The organism is Streptomyces sp. NPDC002574, from assembly GCF_042889545.1.
Classification (GTDB): domain Bacteria; phylum Actinomycetota; class Actinomycetes; order Streptomycetales; family Streptomycetaceae; genus Actinacidiphila.
Genome location: NZ_JBIARB010000022.1, coordinates 102,672 through 123,780, shown reverse-complemented (window position 1 = coordinate 123,780; position 21,109 = coordinate 102,672). Strand labels below are relative to the sequence as shown.

Genomic DNA, 21,109 nt, shown 5'->3' with positions numbered 1-21,109 from the left:
GTGAAGAAATTCACGAACCTTCTGCGGCAGGCGTGTCGGGCCCCCCGCGAGGGCCCGCTCACCTGACAAGCGCCCTGCTCAGGCGATGCTCCAGGCGATGCCGTCGAGGATGTCGTGCTCGCTCACGACGACCTCCCGGGCCCCCGTTCGCTCCATGATCCGCAGCAGCACGAGCGCCCCCGCGCCGATCACGTCGACCCGCCCCGGATGCAGCACCGGGATCGCCGCGCGCTCGGCGTGCGTGGCGGCCAGCAGCCGCTCGGTGACCGCGCGGACCTGCTCCACCGGGATGCGGGCGTGGTGGATCGCCACCGGGTCGTACTCCGGAAGGCCCAGCGCGATCGCGGCGACGGAGGTCACGGATCCGGCGAGGCCGACGAGCGTGCGTGCCTCGCGCAGCGGCACGGTGGCCTCCGCCAGGTCCAGCGCGGCGTCGATGTCCCGCGTCATGGCGGCGATCGCCCCGGGGGTCGGCGGGTCGGTGACGACGCCGTCCTGCACCAGGTGCCGCTCCGTCATGCGCACGCAGCCGACGTCGACCGAGCGGGCGGCGGTGACCGCGGTGTCGCCGACGACGAACTCCGTCGAGCCGCCGCCGATGTCGGTGACGAGGAAGGGGCGCGCCAGGTCGGCGCGGCCCGCCAGTTCGCGGGTGGCGCCGGTGAAGGAGAACTCGGCCTCCTGGTCACCGCTGATCACCTCGGGCTCGACGCCGAGGATGTCCACCACGCCGCGCACGAAGTCCTCGCGGTTGGAGGCGTCGCGGGAGGCGGAGGTGGCCACGAAGCGGATCGCGTCGGCGCCCAGTTCCCCGATGACGGCCGCGTAGTCGCGGCAGGCCGCGAAGGTGCGCTCCAGCGCCTCGGGGGCGAGCCGGCCGGTGCGGTCCACGCCCTGGCCGAGCCGGACGATGGTCATCCGGCGGTCCAGGTCCTTGATGGCGCCGGTCGCGGGGTCCGCGTCGGCGACCAGCAAGCGGATCGAGTTGGTGCCGCAGTCGACGGCGGCGACGCGGGTCACTTGCCGTCCCCCGCCGCGTCGGTGCCGGCGTCGGGGTCGACGCAGGGTCCCTTGCGCCACCATTCCGGCAGCATCGCGATCGCCTCGTCGCCGAGCGGGTTGACCCCGGGGCCGGCCGCGAGGGAGTGGCCGACCAGCACGTGCAGGCACTTGACCCGGTCGGGCATGCCGCCCGCGCTGGGGAAGCCCTGGAGCACCTCGATCGCGTCGCGGCGGGCGATGTAGTCCTCGTGCGCGGCGCGGTAGCCGGCGGCGAGTTCCTCGTTCTCGGCGAGCCGGGCGGTCATGTCCTTCATGACCCCCTCGGCCTCCAGGGTGCCGATCGCGGACGCGGCACGCGGGCAGGTCAGGTAGTACAGCGTCGGGAACGGCGTGCCGTCCTCCAGCCGCGGCGCCGTCTCGACGACGTCCGGGTTGCCGCAGGGGCAGCGGTGCGCGACGGCCCGCAGACCGCGCGGGACGCGGCCCAACTGCGCCCCGATGGCGGCGACATCGCGCTCCGTGGGCGGGGCGTGCTCGGTGGACGGCGGGGGCGTTTCCATGCCTGCGTGTGTCTCTTTCAGCGGTGTGCGGGGGCGGCGGCGTCGGCGTGGTCGACACCGTCCCACAGGTTGGCGTACCAGGGGCGGCGGGCGGCGTTGTCGCTGTCGCCGCGGTGCGGGCCGGCGGCCTCGTCCCCCCGTGCGGCCCCGGTGGGCCTGACCACCGTATACGCCGTCTCGCCGGGCAGGACGTAGTGGAGCCGGGCGCGGGCCTGCGCCTTGACGTACTCGGGGTCCTGCCAGCGCGCCTTCTCCTCGCGCAGTTCCTCGACCCGCTGACGGGCCTGCTCGGCCTGCTTGCGCTGGTCGGCGATCTGCGAGCGCTGCGCCACGTACTGGCGCATGGGGTAGGCGAGGGCGACCACCAGCGCGCACACGACGAGGGCGAGCAGCGCGGCGCGCCCGGTCAGCCGGTTGCGGCCGCGGGGCAGCGAGGGCCGCCGCGGGCGGCCGGTCGCGCGGTAGACCCGGGCCTGCGCCTGTGCCCCGAGGGCACGGATACGCGTCGCGGTGGAGAAGCGATCCGGCACGTGCACCTCCGGTGGGGGGTTCGCGTTCGTCGTTGCCTCGGGGGAACCGGGAACCGCCGCCGCCCGCCGCGGGCGCGGCGGGCGGCAGCAGGGCGTGCGTCAGCCCTTGAAGCGCGGGAACGCCGAGCGGCCGGCGTACACGGCCGCGTCGTCGAGGATCTCCTCGATGCGCAGGAGCTGGTTGTACTTCGCGACGCGCTCGCTGCGGGCGGGGGCGCCGGTCTTGATCTGGCCGCAGTTGGTGGCGACGGCGAGGTCGGCGATGGTGACGTCCTCGGTCTCGCCGGAGCGGTGCGACATCATGCACTTGTAGCCGTTGCGCTGCGCCAGCTCGACCGCGTCCAGGGTCTCGGTCAGCGAGCCGATCTGGTTGACCTTGACCAGCAGGGCGTTGGCGGTGCCGTTGTCGATGCCGCGCTGCAGGCGCTCGGGGTTGGTGACGAACAGGTCGTCGCCGACGAGCTGGACCTTGTCACCGAGCTGCTCGGTGATGGTCTTCCAGCCGTCCCAGTCCTCCTCGTTCAGCGGGTCCTCGATGGAGACCAGCGGGTACGCCGCGACCAGCTCGGCGTAGTACGCGGTCATCTCGGCCGCCGAGAGGGACTTGCCCTCGAAGGAGTAGCTGCCGTCCTTGTAGAACTCGGTGGCGGCCACGTCGAGCGCCAGCGCGATGTCCTGGCCCGGCTGGTAGCCGGCCTTCTTGATGGCCTCGACGATCAGGTCGAGGGCGTCGCGGTTGCTCGGCAGGTCGGGCGCGAAGCCACCCTCGTCGCCGAGGCCGGTGGACAGGCCGCGCTCCTTCAGGACCCCCTTGAGGGTGTGGTACACCTCGGCGCCCCAGCGCAGGGCCTCGGAGAAGGACTCCGCGCCGATCGGGGCGATCATGAACTCCTGGATGTCCACGTTGGAGTCGGCGTGCGAGCCGCCGTTCAGGATGTTCATCATCGGGACCGGCAGCACGTGGGCGTTCGGGCCGCCGAGGTAGCGGAAGAGCGGGAGGTCGGAGGCCTCGGACGCGGCGTGGGCGACGGCCAGCGAGACACCGAGGATGGCGTTGGCGCCGAGGGAGGACTTGTCCGGGGTCGCGTCCAGGTCGAACATCGCCTGGTCGATCAGCCGCTGCTCGGTGGCGTCGTAGCCGACCAGCTCCGGGCCGATCTGCTCGATGACGGCGAGCACCGCCTTCTCCACACCCTTGCCCTGGTAACGGCTCTTGTCACCGTCACGGAGCTCAAGGGCCTCGAACGCTCCGGTGGACGCTCCGGAGGGCACGGCTGCACGGCCCGTGCTGCCGTCGTCGAGGCCGACCTCGACCTCCACGGTGGGGTTGCCTCGCGAGTCGAGGATTTCCCGGGCTACGACGACGTCGATCGACGGCACGTGAGTCTCCTTCTGATGTCTCTTCGTTTCGGGCATGAGCCTAACCGACCCGAAAAGCCCCGTCCGGGCACGCTCCGGGGAAGTCCGCACCGGACCGGGAACGGAAGGGGGCACCGAGAAGAACGATCGGGGACGGGCGCCCGCCGACCGGACGGGACGCGGCCCGCCGCGCGGGCCCACGACGGGGCAGGCCCGAGCCGCCGCGCGGGCGCCCGGCGGGGCGCCCGCGGCGGGCCGCACCGGGTCAGCGGCGGCCGAGCTCCAGCGTCTCGCCGGCCACGATCTGGTCCGGGTCCTCGCCGATGACGTCCTTGTTGGCCGCGTACAGTCCGCGCCACCCGCCCGGCAGGCCCTGCTCCATGGCGATCCCGCACAGCGAGTCGCCCTGCTGCACCACATAGCGGTCGCCGCTCGTGGTCTTGGTGGAGGTGTCCTCCGCCGCGCCGCGGTTCGTGCCGCGGTCCGAGCGGTCGTCCGCGCTGCGGGTGGAGCCGCGGGTGATGCTGCCCCAGGCGGCGTCGCCCTCGACGACCTGCGGGGGCGTCGCGGTCCGGCCGGGCGTGCCGCTGCCGGTGTCCGTCGTGCCGCCCGGCGTCCGGGGAGTGCTGCCGGCCTCGGGCTTGCGGTGCTTGCCCGGGGTCTTGACGGAGGTACCGGTGGAGACCTCCGGGTCGGGAGTGGCGGTGGCGTCCGGGACGGCGGTGGAGTCGTCGCCGCTGTCGGAGGACCCCGCGGACTCGTCCGTGCCGGAGTCGGTGCCGGTCCCGGAGTCCGTGCCGGTGCCGTCGGCGGAGCCGCCGGTGGTGCCCTCGTCGCCGCTGTCCGTGCCGGAGTCCGTACCGGTGCCGTTGCCGTGGTCGTCGTTGTCGTCGGAGTCGCCGCCGAGGAGGTTCTGCAGCACCTCGCCCAGCCCGGCCTGGTCGGCACAGCCGGACCACGCCTCGGGGCCGAGCACGCCGAGGATCTTCTCCGCGACGGTTATCTGCTCATTGCGGCTGGCGAGGTCGGGGCGCTCGGCGTACGCCGTGCCTCCGAACTGCTGCCAGGTCTCCTCGGTGATCTGCAGGCCGCCGTAGAACCCGTTGCCCGTGTTGGAGCTCCACAGCCCGCCGCTCTCGCAGGAGGCGACGGCGTTCCAGCTGGTGCCGGCGTCGGCGGCGCTCGCGCCGCTCGCTGCGAAGAGGGGGAGCGTGAGGCCCGCCCCGGTCGCCGCGACCGCGACCATGGCGGTCGGGGCCTGACGCGGCTTGCGGTGTCGGCCGTTCCCGGACTTCAGCATGCGCCATCGCCTTTCACATTCGAATATCGCGATGGCGCCTGACCGTAGTGGCCTTGGCCCATGCATCACAAGTCGATGTCTCGCGGATCACGTGAAGATCACGTTATGACGCCCAGTCAGTCACGTTCCGGTGTGAAGGAGACGGGCAAGGTCCGCAAACCTCGCATGATGAGCCCGCCGCGCCAGCGCAGCTCGGCGGGATCGGCGGCGGGCCGCAGGTCGGGCAGCCGGGTCAGCAGCGTCGAGAGCGCGGACTGCGCCTCCAGCCGGGCCAGTGGCGCACCCAGACAGTAGTGGATGCCGTGCCCGTAGCCGAGATGCTGGTTGTCCCTGCGTGAAAGGTCCAATGTGTCCGGCTCGTTGAAGCGCGCGGGGTCGCGGTCGGCGGCTGCGAGCACCACCAGAACGGGGTCCCCGGTCGCGATCTCCTGGCCGCCGACGGTGAGCCGCTCGGTCGCGAACCGCCAGGTCGCCAGTTCCACCGGCCCGTCGTAGCGCAGGAGTTCCTCGACGGCCGTGCCGAGCAGTCCGTCCTCCCCGTCGGCGAGCGCGTCCTGGAGCCGGCGGCGCGGACCGGGGTTGCGCAGCAACGTGTACATGCCGTTGCCGATCAGGTTGACGGCGGTCTCGAACCCCGCGAAGAGCAGGATGAACGCCATCGCGGCGGCCTCGTTCTCGGTGAGGTGCTCGCCGTGGTCACTGGCCCTGATCAGACCGGAGATCAGGTCGTCCCCGAGGTCCGCGCGCTTGCGGTGGATCAGCTCCAGCAGATAGGCGCGCATTTTCTTCACCGACCGGGCGACCCCGCCGCGCGGGCCGCCGCCGTGCCGGATCATCATCCCGGCCCAGTCCCGGAAGTCGTCCTGGTCCTCGGCGGGGACCCCGAGCAGGTCGCAGATCGCATAGATGGGCAGCGGGAAGGCGAACTCATGGATGAGATCGGCCTCTCCCTTGGCGGCGAAACCGTCGATGAGCCGGTCGGTCAGCTCCTGCACCCGCGGCGCGAACTCTGCGACGCGGCGCGGGGTGAAGGCCTTGGAGACCAGCCGGCGCAGCCGGGTGTGGTCCGGCGGGTCGATGTTGAGCAGGTGCGTCATCAGGTCCGCGCTGCGCTCGCCGGGGATGCCCACCTTCCCCTTCGCATGGGCCCGTTCGGAGTGGTGGACCGGGTTCTTGCTGAGCCGCCCGTCGGCCAGCGCCTGCCGCGCGTCGGCGTACCGGGTCACCAGCCAGGCGTCCACACCGCTGGGGAGCGTGGTGCGGTGCACCGGCGAGTGCTCGCGCAGCCAGGCGTACGCGGGGTAGGGATCGGTGGCGAACTGCCAGCTGAACAGCTCGGGGGGCTCAGGGGTCACGCTGTCATGCACCCCATGACGTTAGCCGCTCACGGCTGAGCCGGTCGGCCAGCCGGGTCGTCTCCGGCAGGCGGTAGGAGGGGGAGAGGGCGAGGACATGGCGGCACGCGGTGTCCAGGTCGATGCGGTGGCCGGTCGACACGTACACCGGCTTGACCCCGCTCCGCGTGCGCAGCGCCCGGCCCACGGTCTCGCCCTCGTCGACCAGCGGCGCCGACGCCCCGCGCTCCTCGCCGAGCGCCTGCGGGTCGTACGTGCCCGCGAACGGGGTCTTCGCCACGCCCGCGGTCGGCAGCCCGGTGACCACCCCCAGGTGGCAGGCCAGACCGAAACGGCGCGGGTGCGCCAGCCCCTGGCCGTCGCAGAGCAGCAGGTCCGGCGTGACCGTCAGACCGCGCAGCGCCTCGATCAGCACGGGGAGCTCCCGGAAGGCGAAGAGCCCGGGGACGTACGGGAAACCGGCCCTCGCCGTCGCCGTGGCCCGGTCCACCGGGGCGAGCGTGGCCGCGTCGAGCACGACGACGGCGGCGGCCACGATGTCCTCCGCGGCACCGTGACCCCCGCCGTACGCGACGTCCAGCCCCGCCACGTACCGCGGCCGCTGCGGGCCGGGCCCGCGGTGGTCGGCCAGCGGCCGGAGCCGGTCCTGCAGGGCCAGGGCCCCGGCCTCGTCGCGCGGCCATGCGTGGGGGACGTCGATGCGCATGGCCGCGAGACTACGGTTTGCTGCCGCCCTCGGGCTTCCCGTTGCGGTCCGGCCCGGGAGAGCGATTCCGGCTGCCGGCATGGGCCCTGGGAGCGGACACGCCCTCCGGCGGGGACGAGACCCCGTGGGAGCCCCAGTTGCCGAAGCCCTTCAGGGAGTGCGGAAGGTGACGAATGCCGTCCTGTGGCCACTCGTCGTAGTCACGCCACTCGGTCAGGGGGTGCCGCTCCCCGTCCTGGTGACCGGGGCCGTGGTCGGCCGGGGTCTCGCGGCCGTACTCCTGCCGCGTGTGCCACGCCCCACCCCGGGGCTGGGGCCGCTGCTCGGGCGGCGGCTCCTTGGACCGGGCGTACAGGCCGATCGACACGGCGCCGATCAGCAACCCGACGAGGAAGATGCCCACGACCAGCGGGGCGATGCCGACGAGGTAGTCGTGCGGCACGGCCAGCTGGATCTGCTCAAGTGCTCGCATGTCACCCATTTACCCCATTCGCCCCAAGTCATCCCTCCCACCCGCCCGAGTGCCCTGTGAAGTCAGTTACCCCGGCGCGCGCGTGGTGTGGGCCGGGTCCGGGGCCTCCGGGGCTGCACGTCCTGGACTGGCATATTTACGCGCCTTTCCAGCACCTGCTCATCCCATCCCCGCCCGCACAGTGCGCACAAATGCCGCACCGTCCAGAACATCCACCCTCCCCCAGCCTCCGGCCGGGGGTGCCCCCACCTCCCCCGCCCCCTCCGTCTCGTCATGCGCCTGATCCCCGGAGGGAGGTGTTGGCGGTGACGGCTGGGCCCTTGGACGGCGCTGCGCCAACGAATGGCCCGGGCACGGTGCCGTCTACCCCCCACCGGGGATCAGGCGCGAGAGCTCACCGGAGGGGGCGGGGTCGTAGGGTGGGCGTTCTGGACTGTGGAGCATATTTGGGTGCACGACCCGGGGTGATCCGTGGAGAGCACCGGAGGCACCGAAATGTGCTGTCCAGAATGGCCAGCCCGGAGGCCCCGAACCCGGCACCCCCACCACGCGCGCCGGGGCGCCCTGACCTCGCCGGGCACCCGGGAGGGCGGGCGGGGAAAAAACCCAGCCACAACGCGGGTCAGCGAGACCTCTCGGCCTCAAGAATCGCATCCCGGTAGCGCCGCGCAGCGGCCCGCAGCGCCGACTCCGGGTCGATTCCCGCCGCCTGCGCCGCCAGCGCCAACGCCAGCAACCGCTCCCCCGTGTCCGCCGCGTCCGCGCCCGGCACCGGGACCGCGAGGCCCGCCCGGTCCGCGCGGGCGCCCAGCTTCGCCGCCAGCGCCAGCGCGGGCTGGCCGAGCGGAACGCCCTCCGTGACCGACGTGCGCTGCTTCTCCTGCTCCTTCATCCGCAGCCAGTGCGCCTGGACCTCCGCGGGCGTCTCGGCCGTCTCGTCGCCGAAGACGTGCGGATGGCGGTGGACGAGCTTGTCGACGATCGTCGCGGCGACGTCGTCGATGGAGAACGGCTCCTCGGGGTCGTCCTGCGCGATCCGCGCGTGGAAGACCACCTGGAGCAGTACGTCGCCGAGCTCCTCGCGCAGCGCGTCCCGGTCGCCCTCCTCGGCCGCCTCGACGAGCTCGTAGATCTCCTCGATGCCGTACTTCACCAGCTCCTGGCTGGTCTGCACGCTGCTCCACGGGCACTCACGGCGGATCCGGTCCATCACCTGGACCAGGTCGAGCAGCCGGGCGCCCGGCAGGTCGTAGGAACCGGGCAGCAGCTCCAGGTCGGGCATGCTCACCCGGCCCGAGCCGCCGAGCCGTGCCAGCTCGTCGGTGACGGCCGCGTCGCCCTCGCCGCCGGTGAGGTAGACCACGGTGCGGCCGCCCGCGGTGAGGTCGACCAGGTCACGGCCGGTGGGCGCGGCGTGCTCCACTGCGACGCCGGCCTCGTGCAGGTAGGGCAGCTGCGGGTGCCCGGGGTCGGGGCAGACGACCCGGTCGGCACCGCGCAGCAGCTCCCACGCGGGCCAGGACAGCAGGCCGGGGGCGACGCGGTGGGTGGTGGTCAGCAGTACCAGGCGGCCCGGGCGGGCGGAGTCATCCAAGTGGTCCACCCGACGAAACTACCTCGCCCGGGTGGCGCCTAGGCACCGGCCTTGGTGGCGCTCACCTCGGTCAGCCACGGGTCCTTGTTGGTGTCGAGGGTGAGCTTCTGCGCGTTCCACTTGCCGTAGCGCGGGTTCACGTCGATGTCGAGACGGTCGGCGGTGCGGCGCAGGACCGTGAGCAGGGCGGCCTGGCCGTCCGGGGTCTGCACGTCCGCGCCGTAGTGGGCGGCGACCTTCTGCATGAGCAGGTCGGTGCGGATGCTCTCGTCGATGTCGGCGGGGATCATCGCGTACGTCTGGAGGACCTGCGCCTCGAGCTGCTGCTTGCCGCCGGACTGCATCTCGGCGGCGCGGCGGGCCTGCTGCACCTCGCGCGGGGTGACGGAGACACCGGCGTCCTTGGCGGCGCGCTCGATGACCCGGGCCTGGACGAGGCTGTGCACGGTGTTGCGCTGGAGGTCGCTGCTGGCCTCGATGAGCTGGTCGGCCTGCGGCGACTTCTCCTGGGCGGCGCGCACCGCCGCGACCCTCGCCTGCACCGTGGTCACGGTGATCTGCCGACCGCCGACGACGGCCGCGGCACCGGCGTGCGGTGTTCCGCAGGAGGTCAGGAGTGGCGCGGCGAAGAGCACGGCGGCGGTGGCGAGGGCGGAGAGCGCAGTCCTGCGGCGGAGCATTTTGCCTCCCGGCAAGGGATCGGGCGACGGTGCACGATCTGGCAGATGCAGTGATCGAGGATATTGAGCGGGGACCCGCAATATCCAGCACTCTGCACAAACGATGCCGGGGCCGGTCAGGTGTCGCAGGCGACTCCGTCGCCGTCCCGGTCCAGATCGCGCGAGTAGCCGGGGTCGCCCTTGTGGAGCGGGGCGGCGCCCGCCTTCCGGGCGGCGGCGCAGTTCGGGTACGAGGTGGCGCCGGAGCCGGGCTTGTCGTCGCCGCCCTTGCCGCCGCCCTTGCCGTCGCCCTGGTCGTCCTTGCCGGAGGGCGCCGCGCCGGGCACGTCCGGCCTGCCGGAGCCGGGCAGCCGCTCGTCCGGGCAGGTGCGCAGGACCTCGGTCATGGCGTCCTTCTCGGCCGCGGTGACCCACAGGCCGTACTTCTTCTTCACCGCCACCTGGCGGGCGACGTAAGGGCAGCGGAACGCCTTGTTGGGCGGCAGCCAGGTCGCGGCGTCACCGTCGCCCTTGCCGCGGTTGGCGGGGCCGTCGACGGCGAGGAGGTTGAGCGGGTCGTTGGCGACCTGTATCCGCTTGTCGCGGTCCCAGTACTTGGCGCCCTTCTGCCACGCGTCGCTGAGCGCCACGACATGGTCGATGTCGATGGTGCTGCGGCCGCGGGTGAAGCTGATCCCCTTGCCGGTGTACGGGTCGTCGAGCTTGCCGGAGGTGACGATGCAGTCGCCGCCGTCGTCGGACCGGAAGGACTCGCCGGTCAGGTCGCGCTGCAGTATGTCGTCGCGCGTGTCGCAGCCGTTGTGGTCGGTGTCCACCCAGGAACTGCCGAACTGGTCGCGTGCGTAACCGGTCTTGGGCGCGCGGCCCTTGACCGTGAGGTCGCCGACCGCCTTGAGCGCCGAGCCCGCCGGCGCCGCCGCGTCGCTGCCCTGTCCTCCGAGGCCCTCGCCCGTGCAGCCCGCGACGCCGAGGAGCACCGCGAGCAGCGCCGCTGCCGTTCCTGTCCGTGAACCCGCCCTGGTAGTGACCACCTTGGCACTGTAGGGGGTGGGGGCGGCGACCGGCAGGGGGCCTTCCGGTCGCGCGCGTGCGCCGGGCCGCCGCCCCCGCCCGTCAGCCGGTGACGGCGACCGGGGCGTCCCAGTCGTCGCGGTCCACGGTGAGGGTCCAACCGCCGCGGGTCTCCTTGCTGTTGACCATGTACTGGTGGCCGCGGCGGTGCCCGGTCCACAGGGCTGTGGAGAACGGCCAGTCGGCGGTGGTCGTCTTGTTCTGGTCCCACAGCGCGTACCAGAGCGCGTCGGGCAGGTCGGTACGGTCCTTGGCCTGGGCGACGGCGGCGGCGCTGCTGCTCTTGAAGCCGTAGAAGCCGGCCCAGTAGTTCTTGGCGTGGACGGCCTTGTCCCAGGCACGGATGTACGTGAGGACCGCGGTGGTGCACGCGGTGTTGGTGGTGTCGTACGACTCCATGTCCAGGTACAGCGTGCTGCCGGCCTTCATCCCGAGCGCCGACGCCTTGGCCACCGCGTCCGCGCCGTCCGTGGCGCCGAGCGAGGCGGCCGTACCGGCGGTCAGCTTCTCCGGGTTGCGGCTCGTCTGGCACGGCGGCTGCGCGCCGACGTAGAGCGGGATCAGTTTCCAGCCGGACGCGCTCACGGTCTTCACCCACGACGCGGTCAGGTTCGGCTGGGCGCAACCGCGGTTCTTGCCGCCCACGTAGACGGCGGCCGCGCCGTAGAAGTTCGTGGCCTTCCACGCCTTCATCGCCGACGCCGACGGCGCGGTGCAGGTGTCGAACGCCCGGCCGGTGTACACCTTCGGCGCGGGACGGGACACGGTGGTCGCCATCGAGGCCTCGGCCGCGATCCCGGCACCCGCCAGCACGGCGACCCCCGCGACCGCCCAGGCGATGTAGCGACGCTTCTTCGACATCCGGTGACCGGACATCCCCACCCCATTCATTGACGTGCGCGGCACCACATGTGCCGCCGAAGCCGTTGAGAGCCCCCGCGGGCCGCGCGCTGCGACCGCCGTGACGCGGGTGCGCGGGCCTCCGCGTGCGGGGCGCCTGGCACCCTATCCGCCCGCTCATCCAAGATCGGGCAAGTGTGCGCCACGTCCGTCACAAGAATCCCCCAAGCGACGGCGCCGGGCGGCCCGCTCGCTCCCATGCGACGAACGTGTTGGTGCGGGCGTGCACGAACTCCTTGACGGGGTCGCCGAAGTAGCTCCACGGGACGCTGCCGACGCAGCCGCCGATCGCCGTGAACTGCTCGACCGCCTCCGCGTGGCGCTTCGTCCGGAACAGCGCGTCGGCCAAGAGGTGCCGGGCGGTCGGCAGCCGGTGGTGACCCGCGGGGACCTGGGCCACCGCGTCGAGGGTGGCGTCCACGGCGGCGGCCACGAACGGCTCGCGGTAGACCGCGGACTCCGGTTCCTGGTGGTCGTGCTCGAAGATCGCGTACAGCCGCAGGGCGGGCAGCAGACTGCCCCGGGGCGCCGAGGCGGCCGCCCGCTCCGCGAAGCCGAACATCAGCTCCTTCGAACCGCGCCACTTCGCGCACCAGTACTGCAGGGCGGCGACGTGGGCGCCGAAGTGGTGCGGATCGCGCAGGACGATCTGCGTCCACAGCAACCGGAAGTCCTCGTGCGACCAGCCCTGGCCATAGGCGATGGCGATCTGGGCGACCCACGGAGTCGGGTCCTCCGGCGCCGCCAGCCGCGCCGCCTCGCGGCAGGCCGTCAGTGCCTCCGCCAGGAACCGGTGGAAGCCCTGGAACTGCTCGCTGGTCGTGTACGCGGCCCGCTTCGCCCCGCGCGCCCTGCCGGCCAGGGCGACCAGGCGGTCGGCGTGCACGAGCGCGGCGTCCGGGTCGCCCGGGCGCTCGGCGCGCCAGGCGCGCAGCCACGCGTCGTCCTCCGCGGCCGCCTCCACGATGTGCCCCAGCCGGTACCAGCGCAGGTCCCAGTCGCGCCCCGCGTCCGCAAGGTACGCGGCGGCCCGGCGCCAGTCCCCCGCCCGTGCGGCCGCCACCACGGCGTCCGCCTCCGGATCGGGCCCGGCCCGCCCCGTGTCCAGCTTCGACGCGGGCACCAGCCCGTACTTCGCCGGATCGATGGTCAAAGGCGCCTTGGCCTTCGCCTCCGCCCGCTTGGCACGTGCCTTCATCGCGTTGCGGGGAACGGTGACGGCGGCGTAGACGAGTGCGCCGGCACCGGCCGTCGCCACAAAGGGATTCATGAGTACTCCGTGAACACTTCGAAGGGGGCGGGGGCCTCGATCATGGCGTCCGGCGTCCCGGATCCCGGCCGCGGCCGGCGTCGCGGGACGGCCGTCAGCTGCCGAGCTTGTCGATGTCGACGACGTCCTTGGCGGCGGGCGCCTTGATGTCGACCGGCTTGTCGAAGTCGGTGAAGTGCAGGGTGCCGGGCTCCTTGCCGCCCTTGGTCACGACCTTGAGCATGTAGGGCTTGCCCTGGGTGGCGATGTAGGCGGTGATCGTCTCGGCACCGTCCTTGCCGGTGATCGGCAGGGCGGGGGTGCCGTCGACGGTGGCGGGCTCGCCCTTGGTGCCGCCGTCGTCGCCGCTCTCCTCCTTGTCGAGTTGGGCGAGGAACTCCTTCAGGTCGCACGCCTGCAGGAACTCCTTGGAGTCGGGACCGGAGGCGTTCGTCTTCATCCACCGCTTGCCGATGACGTCCTGGGCGGCCTTGCCGTCGGCCCCCTGGGACGACCAGAAGCCGTCGTCGCCCTTCATGTAGAGGGAGGGGCCGGACTTCACCATGCGGACGTTGCCGCCCTCCATGGTGAGGTTGCCCTGGCAGTCGCCGGTGTCGCTCATGGTCATGTGGTACTTCATCGGCTCTCCGTCGGTGATGCCGTCGAGGTCGACGGTCATCGTGGAGGCCGACTTCATGGCGGCCAGGGACTTGGTCCCGATCGCGGAGGCGGGCTGGTCGGCCAGGGCGGTCGACGCGGGCTCGGCCTTGCCGGTGCCGAGGGGGCCGCAGGCGGCGAGGGTGAGGGCGGCGGCGGAGCAGCCGACCGCGGTGAGGGCAGCGCGGAGCGTGGTCATGTGGGTCTCCCCTGAGTGAGTCGCGCGGGCGTGCTCGGCCCGTCTTCTTCCGGTCGCCGCGGCCGCCGGTGGTGAAGGAGGCGGCCTTGGCCGTGAGGGACGGAGCGCCCCTGCCCGCTCCGGACAGCGGAGTGCGCGGTGACGGAGCTCCGTGAACCGATGGGTCAATCACAGCATGTCCTGTGAACCGAGTCAACACGAATTCTCGGTTCACATGGATTCACGATGTGAAGGGGCGCAACGCGCGTTCACCGGTATGCTCGGGCCACAGCAGAGGCCCATGTGGGAGGGGAGCGAGCCAGGTGCCGGAGAACGCAGCAGAAGTGACCGCCGCCGGTATCGCGCGGCTGGCCGGTGTGGGACGCGCGGCCGTGAGCAACTGGCGCCGCCGGCACGCCGACTTCCCCAAGCCGGTGGGCGGCACCGACACCAGCCCGGCCTTCGCCCTCGCCGAGGTCGAACAGTGGCTGCGCGGCCAGGGCAAACTGGCCGAGGTCCCGCTGCGTGAACGCGTCTGGCAACGCGCCGAGGCCCACCCCGCGGGCACCGCGACCGCCCTGCGGCAGGCCGGTGCCGTCCTGCTGCTCGTCCGTGAACACCCCGGCGAACGGGGGCACGCGGACGCGGACGCGCTCACCCGCGCGGCGGGTGAACTGCTGGAGCGCCGCTTCGGCGGCCGCTTCCCGCTCGGCACCCCCGTGGACCCGGTCCTGCTGCGCGGCGCCGCCGACCTCGCCGGCGAACTGGGCCCGCGCCAGGCCTACGAGTTCCTGCTCGGCCGCCACCTGGACGCCAACCCGCGGCAGTACACGCTGACCCCGGCCGCCCCCGCCGAGCTGATGGCGGCGCTCGCCGGGCCCGCCCGCAGCGTGCTGGACCCGGCCTGCGGCACCGGCACCCTGCTGCGCGCCGTGGAGGCACCCCACGCGCTGCACGGGCAGGAGGCCGATCCCGACCTCGCCGCCCTCGCCGCGCTCCGGCTGGCCCTGCACGCCGACACCGCCGCCGAGGTACGGGTGGCCGCCGGGGACAGCCTCCGCGAGGACGCCTTCCCGGACCTGGCCGCCGACGCCGTGCTGTGCCACCCACCCTTCAACGAGCGCAACTGGGGCCACGAGGACCTGGCCTACGACCCCCGCTGGGAGTACGGCTTCCCGGCCCGCACCGAGTCCGAACTCGCCTGGGTGCAGCACTGCCTGGCCCGGGTCCGCGACGGCGGCACCGTGGTGGTGCTGATGCCGCCGGCCGCCGCGTCCCGCCGCTCCGGCCGCCGGGTCCGCGCCGACCTGCTGCGGCGCGGCACCCTGCGCGCCGTGATCGCGCTGCCGGCCGGCGCCGCGCCCCCGTACGGCATCCCGCTGCATCTGTGGGTGCTGCGCAGGCCGGAGGGCGGCGCTCCGCCGTCGCCGCACCTGCTGCTGGTCGACGCCGCGCAGGCACAGGGCGGCGCCGGGGCGGGCGGCGAGAAGCTGCCCTGGCAGTCGGTGCGCGCCACCGTGCTGGACGCGTGGACCGCCTTCGACCGGCACGGCGCGGCCGGCCCGGACGCCGACCGGCCCGGTGTCAGCCGCGTCCTGCCCGTCATCGACCTGCTCGACGACGACGTGGACCTGGCCCCCGCGCGTCATCTCCCGCCCCCGGCGGCCGGCGGCGGCCCCTCCGAACTCACCGACGTGCGGGACCGGCTGGCCGACACCCTGCGCCGCACCTGCGAACTCGCCCCCGGGCCCGCCCGGTCCGCCCCGCCCGCCCGGTGGCCGCTGACCACCGTCGGCGAACTGGCCCGGGCCGGCGCCCTGGTGCTGCGTGCGGGCGGCCAGGGCAGCGCCCGCCCCGGCGGGGGCCCGGCCGTGCTCACCGAGCACGACGTCCTGGCCGGCACCGGGCCCACCGGCGCCCTGCCCGAGGGCCCGCAGGAGGACGAGCCGGTGCTCGTCGAGGAGGGCGACGTGGTCGTCCCGGTGCTGGGCCGCGGCGCGGCCGCGCGGGTCGTCGACGCCGCCACCGCGGGGGCCGCGCTCGGCCGCAACCTGCACCTGCTGCGTCCCGATCCCGCCTCGCTGGACCCGTGGTTCCTCGCCGGCTTCCTGCGCGGTACCGCCAACAACCGCCAGGCCAGCAGTTACGCGTCCACCGCCACCCGGCTCGACGTGCGCCGGCTGCAGATCCCCCGGCTGCCGCCGGCCGACCAACGGCGCTACGGGGAGCGGTTCCGGACGCTCGCCGTCTTCGAGGAGACGCTGCGCCTGGCCGGGCAGTTGGGCGAGCAACTGGTGCAGGGTCTGTACGACGGCTTGACGGACGGCACCGTGCGGCCCGAATAGTTACGGGATCGGGTGAACGCCTGTCGGCCCCTGCCGATACGCTCGCGATGCCACCCGCAGCTGTCCCGTACGCATGTCCAGGAGTCCAGGAGCAGTGATGAACGGCCCCGGCCCGGTCCCGCCGCCCCCGTCCGCGCAGTCCGGGGGCTCCGCAGTGGCGCTGCGTGCCATCTTCCTCGTGCTGACGGCGCTCAGCTGCGGTTTCCTGTCCTGCCTGCCGTTGCTGCACCTCGCGGTGCAGCGCCGCAGGGCGCTGGACTGGGTGCTGTTCTGGGCGGGTACGGCGGTGACCATCGCGGCGTTCGCCACCATCGGCACGCTGCCGGAGTCGAGCCGCTGGACGGACGCGGCGCTGATCACCGTCATATGCATGGTCCCGCTGGTCGGCGTCCACTACCTCGTGGCCGACATGGCCCTGCACCGCAAGCAGGCGCCGACCGGGTACCCGCCGTACGCGGCGACGGTCCCCTACCCCCCGCAGCAGTCCCAGCAGCCGGGGCCCGCCTACAACCCCTACGGCGCCGTCCCGACGCCCCCGCCGGCCCTCCCCCGGCCCGCGTCCCCGTCGCAACCGCCGGCCGCCCCGCCGCACCCCCCGCGCCTCAACCAGGTGCGCGCCGAGCTGGACGAACTCAGTGACCTGCTGCGCAAGCAGGAGGAGCAGTAGTGAACGGACGGATCGTCGCCGGCCGTTACGAGCTGGCCACGGTCCTCGGCCAGGGCGGCATGGGCCAGGTGTGGACCGCGTACGACCGCCGGCTGGACCGGCGGGTGGCGGTGAAGCTGCTCCGCCCCGACAAGGTCGCGGGCGCGGCGGACGCCGAGGAGCTGCGCCGCCGGTTCCTGCGCGAATGCAGGGTCACCGCCCAGGTCGACCACCCCGGTCTGGTCACCGTCCACGACGCCGGCAGCGACACCGACGAGCTCTACTTCGTCATGCAGTACGTGGAGGGCGCCGACCTCGCCGACCACCTCGCCGAGCACGACCCGTACCCCTGGCCGTGGGCGGTCGCGGTCGCCGCGCAGTTGTGCGCGGTGCTCTCCGCCGTGCACGCGGTGCCGATCGTCCACCGCGACCTCAAGCCGCGCAATGTGATGGTGCGCCCGGACGGCTCGGTCGTCGTCCTGGACCTGGGCGTGGCCTCCGTGCTGGACACCGACACGACGCGCCTCACCCACACCGGCACGCCCATCGGCACCCCCGCCTACATGGCCCCGGAACAGGCCATGAGCGGCGCGGTGGGACCGCGGACGGACCTGTACGCGCTCGGGGTGCTGCTGCACGAACTCCTCAGCGGCACCGTGCCCTTCGCCGGATCCACCGCTCTCGGCGTGCTCCACCGCCATCTGTACGAGCAGCCGGTCCCGCTGCGCCAGGTGCGCCCGGAGGTACCCGAGCCGCTGGAGGCGCTGGTGCTGCGGCTGCTGGCCAAGGACCCCCAGCACCGGCCGGCGGACGCGCAGGAGACCTACCGTCAGCTGGCACCGCTGCTGCCGGTGCCCGGCACCGTCCACCACGCCCCCGGCCCGATGGACCCCACCCGCCCCTTCCTGCGCCCGCACGCCCCCTGGCCGGACCGGCCGGCCGCACCGCCGCAGCCGTCCGCGGTGCCGCCCGCGCCCACCGCGGCACCGGCCGCGGGGGCGCGCGGCATCGCCGAGGCGGTGGACGAGGTCAAACGGCTGCTGGACGCGGGCCGCATCACCCAGGCCGTCGACATCCTGGGCGGTGTGCTGCCCGCCGCGGCCGAGAAGCACGGCGAGCACTCCCCCGTCGTGCGCATGCTGCGCAAGCAGTACGCGGCCACGCTGATGGAGGACGGCCAGTACCGTCGCGCGCTGCCGGAGCTGCGCCGCCTGGCGGACGAACTCGCCGCGGAATCGGGGCCCTCGGGGCGGCAGTCGCTGCAGTACCGCTACGAGGCCGCGCAGTGCCTGGAACAGCTCGGCGAGGCCGCGGCGGCCCTGGCCGAGTACCGCGCGCTGCTGCCGTCCTTCGAGCAGTACCGCGCGACCGACCCGGAACTGCCGCTGGAGGTGCGGCGGCGCATCGGCCACCTGCTGCTGTCGGCGGGCGACCGGATCGGGGCGCACGACGTGCTGTCACGGCTGCTGTACGACTCCGACCGCGTGCACGGCCCGCACCACCCGCTCTCGGTGGAACTGCGGCGGACCCTGGCGTGGCTCGGTCAGATGGGCCGCTAGTCCGGGGACTGGGCCCGGGCCCGGGAAGCCGTCACGAAGGACCCTTGCCGGGACCCTGGGCTTCCCCGCCCGCAGCGGGCGGGGAAGCCCGGGGGATCACCGACGTGCGCCGCTTCGCGCCGCGCGGTTCGCGAGCTTGATGCGCAGTGCCTCACGCCGGGCCATGCGGTAGACGGCGCGGCCCTCGGGACCGAGCAGTCCGGCCACCCGGGCGATCTCGCTCCACGCCCACGACCGGGTGCCGCCGACGCAGGCGAGGGCGGCCAGCAGACTCAGCGCCGCGGCCTTCTCGCCCCGGCGGGCGCGGATCTCCGCCATGCCGATCACGACGTCCGCCGGCTGGCGGCGACGGAGGATCTCCGCGCCGACCCGCAGCGCGTCCTCGTCGCGGCCGGCCTTGAAGTGCTCCACGAAGTCCTCGGTCAGGAAGCGGACCTGCTGCACGAGCGCCGCGGCGAACGGGCTCTCCTCCTCCGTACCGTCCTCGGAGTCCCCGGCTTCCTCGGCGACGGTGCCCACGCCCGCCGTGCCCACGGTCGATCCGCCCATCTGCAGACCGAGCGCGGTCGTCATGCGGGTGGTGAAGGCCGGGATGTCGAAGAGTTCCTCGACCTCCTGGTACCCCGCCTCGGACACCTCGTCCGACAGCACCTCGCGCAGGGCCTCGAGTGCCGCCTCGGGCGTGTACTCGGCGAACGAGCGGTAGCCGGGGACGCCCTGCAGGACCTCCCTGGACCCGACCCGGTCGAAGGTGGCCACGCGGAGCCTGTGCTGCACGGCCTCCACGACCGACAGCGGCATCGGGTCGTCGACGCTCGACAGGAAGAAGACGTCGGACGCGGCCAGTTCCTCGCGGACGCGGTCCCGGGAGAGGGCTCCCATCCACTCCACGCGATCCGACAGCAGCGACTTCTCGCCCACCCGCGGGGTCTTCCAGCCGATCCAGGAGAAGCGCCACGGCAGTCCGAGGCTGTGCGCCTTCTCCGCCACGCGCGAGAACAGGTCGACGCCCTTGCGGTCCTGGACCGTTCCGACCATGACGATGCGGGGGCTGGCGCTCGGCGTGCGGCTGGCGATCTTGCGGTGGCTGTCCCGGGGCACCGTGTTGTACACGACGATCGGGTCCACGACGCCCAGCTGCCGGAACATGTCGGCCTGGGCCTTGGACACGCACAGGACCTTGAGCTTGGGCAGGATGTTCAGCATTTCCTGGTGGCGCTCCGGGACGCGGTTGGCCTCCCAGTTGAAGACGTATTCCGTCTCGTGCGCGTAGAGCGCGACATTGCGGCCGGAGTCGATCAGGGCCTGCACGGTCGCGTTGCCGATCGGGGAACGCCAGAAGAGGGCGAGGCTGTTCACCATGATGACCTCGGCTCCGCCCAGGGCGGCGGCCAGGTCGTCGGGGCGCGTGAAGGCGGCGATGTCGAAGTAGCGCACATCGACCGGGCTCTCGGCCAGGAGCGACTGGGTGTACGTGAGGACCGGCACCGCGACGCCGGTGACGTACGAGAAGCCCGCACCCAGCACGGCCAGCGACTTCGGGCGGTCGGCCCGCTTCTGGACGGCGAGGAACGCCCGCTCGGCGAGCGTCAGTTGCGCCGCTCCGCCGGACTCGCCGCGCGACGCCTCCTCGGCACCGGATGCCACGGTGGACACGGGCGCGGGGAGCTCCGCGTTCTCCACCACGCGCAGGATCTGCTCGGCGACGTCCTCACTGAAGGTGAGGTAGTGCTCGATGGGCTCCCCGTGCGTGTTCGCCAGGAACTTCCCGGTGCTCTTGAGCCGGCTGACGACGTCGGTGAGCTCACCGGCGGAGCCCACGCTGCGCAGGAGCGGGTGGTGAATGGTCGGGAAGACGATGTTGAGCGGGAGCGGGTTCACCAGGACAAGGGGCACTCCCGCCCGGAGCGTCTGCAGGTAGGTGGTGGAGAAGTAGGTGACCGCCAGGTCGTAGGACTGCAGCGCCGCCGCGTCCAGGAGGGCTTCCGCGCTCTGCACCGTGACGTCGGGCAGCGTCTCGAGCCACTTGAGGTGCTGCGGCAGCGAGGAGGGGTGCGGCTTGACGTCGACGTCGCCGTAGGCCGTCAGGGCCTCGCAGATCTCCTTCAGGTGCAGGCGGTGCTCCCGCACGGAGAGCTTGCGCTGGTCGCCCAGCGGCTGGTCGAGCACGATGAAGCGGAGACGGGAATCGTCCGACGTCGGAGGCCGGTGGATGCCGGAACGCGCGGCCTGCAGCAGGGCGGCGTCGTCGCTGTGCCCCAGCGCGCCGGTGATGTGGACCTGCGTCGAGACCTGGGACGAGCGGAAGTTGATGTGGTTGTACGTCGCCGGACCCCACACGCAGATGGCGGCCGGGGCGGACGAGCCGTAGTACCAGTTCTGGTCGCGCTGACCGGCCCGCTGCTCCTTGTAGTGGAAGTCCAGGTGTCCGTCCTGGACCAGGACCACGGGGAGCCGGGGGTTGAGCGCCTGGGTGACCCGCTTGCCGCGCTGCGACTGGTCGTTGAAGAGAACGACCCGGTCGACTCCCTTTTCCTCCACGAAAGCGACGACCCGGAGGCTCAATTCCTCGTAGAACGCGCCGTCGTCGAGGGCCTCGCCCTCGTTGAAGAGATTCCGGGCGGGTATGCCGCCGAGACGGACCGCGGCCTCGTCCCGGATCCAGCGGGCTACGTTCCCCTCAAGATCAGCGGTGATCACGGAGAAGGTGTGTTCTCCGGCTCCCTCCGCTTGCATGATCTTGCCGGCCAGGTCGACCCCGTTCCGGTTCTCGACAAATATCGCTATATGCATTTTATTCCCTTGGCGCGACAGAACCGGGTTGCGGGCCCGGCCATCACGCGCCCCTCCGGCCGACAGGCGGACAAATCGAACAGCCAAGTGCCTCGACGCACCGACTGAATAATGAAGGATCCCATAGCGACGCGTCGAGTGGATGGCACCAGA

General features: G+C 72.9%; 18 protein-coding genes and 1 pseudogene. 3 read left to right on the top strand and 16 right to left on the bottom strand.

Annotated features, from left to right (window positions below):
- Positions 1-78: 78 nt before the first annotated feature.
- The 15 genes and pseudogenes from ACFYXS_RS37335 to ACFYXS_RS37265 all read right to left on the bottom strand — a co-directional run bounded on the left by ACFYXS_RS37335 (position 79) and on the right by ACFYXS_RS37265 (position 13,634).
- Positions 79-1,020, bottom strand: a complete 942-nt coding sequence (locus ACFYXS_RS37335) for an exopolyphosphatase (RefSeq protein WP_389256234.1) — start codon at positions 1,018-1,020, stop codon at positions 79-81.
- Positions 1,017-1,562 (bottom strand): DUF501 domain-containing protein, encoded by a 546-nt coding sequence (locus ACFYXS_RS37330; RefSeq protein ID WP_389256233.1) that lies wholly within the window; start codon positions 1,560-1,562, stop codon positions 1,017-1,019. The genes ACFYXS_RS37335 and ACFYXS_RS37330 overlap by 4 nt, the downstream gene beginning before the upstream one ends.
- Before the next feature lie 17 nt (positions 1,563-1,579).
- Positions 1,580-2,092, bottom strand: a complete 513-nt coding sequence (locus ACFYXS_RS37325) for a septum formation initiator family protein (protein ID WP_389256232.1) — start codon at positions 2,090-2,092, stop codon at positions 1,580-1,582.
- 99 nt (positions 2,093-2,191) lie between these two features.
- The gene (eno, locus tag ACFYXS_RS37320) at positions 2,192-3,472 is read right to left on the bottom strand and encodes a phosphopyruvate hydratase (protein ID WP_389256231.1); all 1,281 of its coding nucleotides are present in this window, start codon (positions 3,470-3,472) and stop codon (positions 2,192-2,194) included.
- A 244-nt stretch (positions 3,473-3,716) separates the two neighbouring features.
- Complete coding sequence (locus tag ACFYXS_RS37315; RefSeq protein WP_389256230.1) at positions 3,717-4,751, bottom strand: transglycosylase family protein; 1,035 nt, start codon at positions 4,749-4,751, stop codon at positions 3,717-3,719.
- Positions 4,752-4,867: 116 nt separating this feature from the next.
- Positions 4,868-6,118 (bottom strand): cytochrome P450, encoded by a 1,251-nt coding sequence (locus tag ACFYXS_RS37310; RefSeq protein ID WP_389256229.1) that lies wholly within the window; start codon positions 6,116-6,118, stop codon positions 4,868-4,870.
- A complete protein-coding gene (locus tag ACFYXS_RS37305) occupies positions 6,111-6,812 on the bottom strand; it encodes an endonuclease V (protein WP_389256228.1) in 702 nt (233 codons plus the stop codon). The genes ACFYXS_RS37310 and ACFYXS_RS37305 overlap by 8 nt, the downstream gene beginning before the upstream one ends.
- A 10-nt stretch (positions 6,813-6,822) precedes the next feature.
- Positions 6,823-7,284, bottom strand: coding sequence for a DUF6479 family protein (locus ACFYXS_RS37300; RefSeq protein ID WP_389256227.1), 462 nt, complete (start codon positions 7,282-7,284; stop codon positions 6,823-6,825).
- A 622-nt stretch (positions 7,285-7,906) separates the two neighbouring features.
- Positions 7,907-8,887 (bottom strand): nucleoside triphosphate pyrophosphohydrolase, encoded by a 981-nt coding sequence (locus ACFYXS_RS37295; RefSeq protein WP_389256226.1) that lies wholly within the window; start codon positions 8,885-8,887, stop codon positions 7,907-7,909.
- 29 nt (positions 8,888-8,916) lie between these two features.
- Positions 8,917-9,558 (bottom strand): SurA N-terminal domain-containing protein, encoded by a 642-nt coding sequence (locus ACFYXS_RS37290; protein ID WP_389256225.1) that lies wholly within the window; start codon positions 9,556-9,558, stop codon positions 8,917-8,919.
- 116 nt (positions 9,559-9,674) lie between these two features.
- On the bottom strand, positions 9,675-9,884 hold the full coding sequence (locus ACFYXS_RS37285; RefSeq protein ID WP_389256243.1) for an excalibur calcium-binding domain-containing protein: 210 nt from the start codon (positions 9,882-9,884) through the stop codon (positions 9,675-9,677).
- Positions 9,885-9,887: 3 nt separating this feature from the next.
- Positions 9,888-10,589, bottom strand: a pseudogene (locus ACFYXS_RS37280) (HNH endonuclease family protein); the annotation flags it as partial.
- 82 nt (positions 10,590-10,671) lie between these two features.
- The gene (locus tag ACFYXS_RS37275; protein ID WP_389256224.1) at positions 10,672-11,505 is read right to left on the bottom strand and encodes a glycoside hydrolase domain-containing protein; all 834 of its coding nucleotides are present in this window, start codon (positions 11,503-11,505) and stop codon (positions 10,672-10,674) included.
- A 175-nt stretch (positions 11,506-11,680) separates the two neighbouring features.
- Positions 11,681-12,799 carry a hypothetical protein gene (locus ACFYXS_RS37270; protein ID WP_389256223.1) on the bottom strand — a complete coding sequence of 373 codons (1,119 nt, stop codon included), beginning with the start codon at positions 12,797-12,799 and terminating at the stop codon, positions 11,681-11,683.
- 94 nt (positions 12,800-12,893) lie between these two features.
- Positions 12,894-13,634 (bottom strand): hypothetical protein, encoded by a 741-nt coding sequence (locus ACFYXS_RS37265; RefSeq protein ID WP_389256222.1) that lies wholly within the window; start codon positions 13,632-13,634, stop codon positions 12,894-12,896.
- 302 nt (positions 13,635-13,936) lie between these two features.
- Here ACFYXS_RS37265 and ACFYXS_RS37260 point away from each other — a divergent pair, with 302 nt between their 5' ends.
- The 3 genes from ACFYXS_RS37260 (at position 13,937) to ACFYXS_RS37250 (ending at position 18,163) form a co-directional block, all read left to right on the top strand.
- Positions 13,937-15,958, top strand: a complete 2,022-nt coding sequence (locus tag ACFYXS_RS37260; protein ID WP_389256221.1) for an N-6 DNA methylase — start codon at positions 13,937-13,939, stop codon at positions 15,956-15,958.
- 97 nt (positions 15,959-16,055) lie between these two features.
- Positions 16,056-16,625 carry a hypothetical protein gene (locus ACFYXS_RS37255; protein ID WP_389256220.1) on the top strand — a complete coding sequence of 190 codons (570 nt, stop codon included), beginning with the start codon at positions 16,056-16,058 and terminating at the stop codon, positions 16,623-16,625.
- Positions 16,625-18,163: a serine/threonine-protein kinase gene (locus tag ACFYXS_RS37250; RefSeq protein WP_389256219.1), complete on the top strand. Its 1,539-nt coding sequence runs from the start codon at positions 16,625-16,627 to the stop codon at positions 18,161-18,163. The genes ACFYXS_RS37255 and ACFYXS_RS37250 overlap by 1 nt, the downstream gene beginning before the upstream one ends.
- A 96-nt stretch (positions 18,164-18,259) precedes the next feature.
- Here the strand turns inward: ACFYXS_RS37250 and ACFYXS_RS37245 are convergent, their stop codons facing one another.
- Complete coding sequence (locus ACFYXS_RS37245; protein WP_389256218.1) at positions 18,260-20,956, bottom strand: glycosyltransferase family 4 protein; 2,697 nt, start codon at positions 20,954-20,956, stop codon at positions 18,260-18,262.
- Positions 20,957-21,109: the final 153 nt, after the last annotated feature.